This window comes from Desulfomarina sp., assembly GCF_054039375.1.
In genome coordinates, this window is sequence record NZ_JBPLBA010000267.1 from 1 (window position 1) to 4,910 (window position 4,910).

The window sequence follows — 4,910 nt, forward strand, 5'->3', positions numbered from 1 at the left end:
CGACGGGAAGTTACGGTCAATGTCTCACCGTTTTCCACTCCAAGAATATCTGCATCAGCCGGATTAACCTCAACAAAGGGCTCTGGCGCAACCTTATCCAGACCTTTTGAGCGACGGGTCATGGTTCCGGTGTGATAATGAAAGAGTTCCCGTCCGGTGGTAAGAACAAAAGGATATTCCTTATCCGGCAGTTCATCAGAGGCAACAAAGGGTACTGCGCTGAAAAGTGCTTTGCCGTTCTCCCTGCTGAAACTCTCCGCAAAAAGATACTCGGTACCAGGATGATCCTCAGTCGGGCAGGGCCATTGCAGACTTTTCTCATCAAGACGATGGTAATTCATTCCGGCCATGGCCGGCCAGAGTGCGGCTGCCTCGTCAAATATTCTTGCCGGATCAGGACTCTCTTCCAGGTTCCCCTCACCCACAATACGTTTATAAACCTGGTCAATGATTACCAGATCAGTTTTTGCTTCACCGGGTGAATTGACCGCCTTTCTCACCCGCTGAACCCTTCTTTCCGAACAGGTAAAGGTTCCATCCTTTTCGGCAAAAGATGTACCGGGCAACACAACATCAGCAAGTTGCGCCGTCTCTGTCATGAAGATATCCTGCACAACAAGAAATTCGAGATTTTTAAAGGCCTTGACTGAATGGGTTGTATTCGGATCGGACATGGCCGGATTTTCACCGTAGATATACATCCCTTTCAAAGCGCCCGAAATCATGGCGCCGGTCATTTCCGTTGCGGCAAGCCCCGGAGTTGGAGAAAGAGCTACCCCCCAGGCTTTTTCAAATTTCTTTTGGATCTCCGGGTTGTCAACCTTCTGGTATCCCGGATAAACGTTGGGCAGACCGCCCATATCACAGGCTCCCTGAACATTGTTCTGTCCACGCAGAGGGTTAACTCCGGCGGCTCTCTTACCGAGATTACCCGTCAACATGGCAAGATTTCCAACGGCCAGCACATTATTGGTTCCCATCACATGCTGGGTAATACCCATGGCGTAATAAATACCGGCACTTCCGGCACCCGCGTAAATCAATGCCGCCTTTTTTATATCTTCTGCCGGAACCCCTGTAATTTTTGCCCCGTATTCGAGAGTAAACGGCTCCAGAGATTTCACAAACTCATCGTATCCTTCAGTTCTTGCCGCTATGAATTCCTTATCTTCCAGACCTTCAGCAAGGATCACATTCATCATGGTACTGAGAAGAACTGCATCAGTTCCCGGCCGATGACGCAGCCAGAGCGTGGCGTGTTTCACCAGGGGAATTTTTCTTGGATCCGCGACAATAAGCTGAGAACCGTTACGGACGGCCTCCTTCATTCTCAGGGCAATGATTGGATGATTTTCAGTCGTATTGGAACCGATGACGAAGATCGCATCATTTTCTGCAATTTCAGCAACCGAATTGGTCATTGCACCGGAACCGAATTTTGCGGCCAGACCGGCCACAGTGGCACTGTGTCAGTATCGGGCACAGTGATCCACATTGTTTGTTCCCAACCCGGCCCGGAACATTTTCTGAAAGAGATAATTCTCTTCATTGGTGCATCGTGCTGAGGTGAGCCCGGCTACAGCATCAGACCCATGTTCTTTTTTTATTTCAAGCAGCCTGGAGGCCACGAGATCAAGAGCCTCATCCCAGCTTGCCGGTTCCAGTTCCCCCCCCTTCTCTCTTCTGATAAGTGGTGTGGTCAGTCGATCTTTACTGTTAATGAATTCGAAGCCGAAACGACCTTTGACGCAAAGCCAGCCACGATTGTGATTGTCAGTGTCAGAGGTGACTTTAAAAACTTCATCTCCATGACTATGAAGGGTGATGTTACAGCCACAGCCACAATATGTGCAGGTTGTATCTGTTTTCTCCACTCCGGTCAGACGTGGTTTACCCATCCATACTTTTCCGGAAAGCGCTCCCGTGGGACAAACCGAAACACATTGACCGCAAAATTCACAATCAAGATCATGGCCAAAGGGTGGTGTAATTGTGGCCTCAAAACCCCTTTCCGCAAAACCGATGGCACCAACACCCTGAACCTCTTCACAGACCCTGACACAGAGACCGCACATGACACATTTGTCCTGTACCCTGTAAATAAAGGGATTTTTATCCACACGGTTATGATCTCTCATCTCTCCGGCAAACCTGTTTTTACGGATACCGAAGGCATACGCCAGATCCTGCAGCTTACAGTCACCCGCACTCACACAGACCATACAGTCATTGGGATGATCGGACAACAGGAGTTCGACTGTAGTTTTCCGCAGTCTCTGCAACCGGGCGGTGCGGGTCCTGACCTTCATCCCTTCCGTTGCCGGTGTTGTACACGAGGTTACCGGCTTCGGCATCCCCTCTATCTCAACAACACAGAGACGACATGCACCAAACGGTTTCAGACGGGAATCGTGGCAGAGGGTAGGAATGTCAATATCCAGTTGCTGGGCCGCTTCAAGAACAGTTGTTCCCTCAGCCACTTCTATCTGTTTATCATCTATGGTAAGATTGATCATAATCACTACTCCTTTAATACTGCGCTGAACTTGCAGGCATCAAAACAGGACCCGCACTGAATACAGGCTTCGTTATCAATTTTATGGGGCTGCTTTTTCTCGCCGGAAATGGCATTTACAGGACAGGCCCGTGCGCACATACCGCAACCGACACATAAATCCTCACGAATAAAAAAGGTCAGCAGTTTATTACACACCTTTGCCGGACACTTTTTCTGCTTGATATGGGCCTCATATTCATGGCGGAAATACTTTATTGTCGACAGCACAGGATTCGGAGCGGACATACCGAGTCCGCACAGGCTTGAGTCACGAACATCCTCGGCAAGTGTCTGAAGCAGTTCGATATCTCCCTCCTTTCCTTCTCCTTCAGTTATCCTGGTCAGAATCTCCAGAAGTCTCTTTGTCCCCAGGCGACAGGGAACACATTTCCCACAGGACTCAGACTGGGTGAATTCGAGGAAAAATTTCGAGATATTGACCATGCAGTCGGTCTCGTCAAGAACAACCATTCCACCGGAACCCATCATTGAACCGACAGAGGCAAGTCCCTCGTAGTCAACCGGAAGATCTATATGCTGCTGCGGAATACAGCCACCGGAAGGCCCGCCTGTCTGCACCGCTTTGAAGAGTTTATCTCCTTCGATACCACCACCAATATTAAAAATGATATCCTTCAGCGGCATACCCATTGGGATCTCAATGAGACCCGTATTCCTGATTTTACCTGTCAGGGCGATAACCTTGGTTCCTTTACTTTTTTCAGAACCGATCGCTGCAAACCACTCTGCCCCCTTGTTGATGATCTGAGGTACATTGGCCAGAGTCTCAACATTATTGATAATGGTCGGCTTTCCCCACAACCCCTTATTGGCAGGAAACGGCGGCTTTGCCCGCGGCATGCCCCGTTCACCTTCAATAGAAGCAATCAGAGCTGTTTCTTCGCCACAGACAAAAGCTCCAGCACCCAGCTTCACCTTGATTTTGAAATCAAAATCTGTCCCGAAAAGATTCTTGCCCAGAAAACCTTTTTCTTCTGCCTGATTCAAGGCCATGTGCAGTCTGTCAACCGCCAGGGGATACTCCGCCCTGATATACACGTAACCGATACTGGCACCAATAGCAAAAGCGTTGATGATCATTCCCTCGATAACGGCATGGGGGTTTCCTTCTATCACGGACCTGTCCATAAAGGCGCCCGGATCTCCCTCATCCGCATTACAGATCAGGTATTTCTGATCAGATTCATTGGCGGCACAGAAACTCCATTTGAGGCCAGTGGGGAAACCTCCACCTCCCCGGCCCCTTAAACCGGAATCTTTTATGGTTACGATTGTCTCTTCAGGACTCATGGTGGTCAGCGCCTTTTCAGCAGCTTTATATCCACCAGTTGCAAGATATTCATCGATGGATTCAGGATCTATCTTCCCCAGATCGGAAAGAACAATCTTAGTCTGATTGTCATGGAAGGTATGGTAATCATCTCCCACCAGCCATTCTTTTACCGGTTTAGCGCCCAGTACATGTTCTGAAACAAGACGTTTTACCATTTTGGGCTGGATATATTCATATGTGGAGCTTTCGCCGTTTACTGTAATATCCACCAGAACGTCCCTGGCACAGAACCCGCGACACCCCACCTTGTGAAGTTTACAGTTTTCCTTTATGGTGGCGTTTTTGATCCCGGCAGCTTCAAACTCCTTTTTGAACTCCTCCATCACCATGTCGCCACCAGCCGCTATGCCGCCGGTGCCCATGCACACATTGACAGTAATTTCGCTGTTCATGGTCTATTCCTTATACTCTTTGAGGCTTTTCACCATTTTGCTTGGAGTGACCTTACCAAACACCTTTTCATTAACCAGGACTACCGGAGCAATACTGCAGGCTCCGACACAATTGACCCGTTCCATGGTGAACTGCATATCCCTGGTAGTATCCTGACCATCCTTCAGTTTAAGATCTTCCCTGGCCTTGGCAATTATCCGCGGTGCCCCTTTTACGTGACACACTGTTCCACAACAAACAGTGACAATGTTTTTCCCCCTGGGATTCTGATGAAACTGGGAATAAAATGTAATCACACCGTAGTACTGCGAGGGAGGAATATTGGATCGTTCAGCAAACCAGTTGACCACCTCCTCCTGAACATATCCGAACTCGTTCTGTATTTCCTGTAGAACAGTGATAATATTGTCCTCGTTAGCGACACACTTTTCGTATATCGCTTCAAGTGTCTCCGTCATCTGCTTATCCATACACGTACCCCGTAAAAGATGAGTATTCACCCCCTGCTTAAAATAATTTCAAGTGCGGGAGCACCAAAATTCCGCCTGCTATATCATAGTGTAACCCGTGTATCTGTAGTCTGAAAACATGCCGGTTTTGTCTGTT

At 48.6% G+C, this 4,910-nt stretch carries 3 protein-coding genes and 1 pseudogene; all 4 read right to left on the minus strand.

Annotated features, from left to right (window positions below; translation table 11 throughout):
• On the minus strand, window positions 1-350 hold a 350-nt coding region (locus tag ACXLDX_RS14540), incomplete at its 3' end, for a molybdopterin oxidoreductase family protein (protein WP_457577911.1).
• A gap of 138 nt (window positions 351-488) precedes the next feature.
• A pseudogene (locus ACXLDX_RS14545) lies at window positions 489-2,516 on the minus strand (molybdopterin-dependent oxidoreductase); the annotation flags it as partial.
• Window positions 2,517-2,521: 5 nt separating this feature from the next.
• Complete coding sequence (gene nuoF / locus ACXLDX_RS14550; protein ID WP_457577909.1) at window positions 2,522-4,303, minus strand: NADH-quinone oxidoreductase subunit NuoF; 1,782 nt, start codon at window positions 4,301-4,303, stop codon at window positions 2,522-2,524.
• 3 nt (window positions 4,304-4,306) lie between these two features.
• A complete protein-coding gene (locus tag ACXLDX_RS14555; RefSeq protein ID WP_457577910.1) occupies window positions 4,307-4,774 on the minus strand; it encodes an NADH-quinone oxidoreductase subunit NuoE family protein in 468 nt (155 codons plus the stop codon).
• Window positions 4,775-4,910 lie beyond the last annotated feature (136 nt).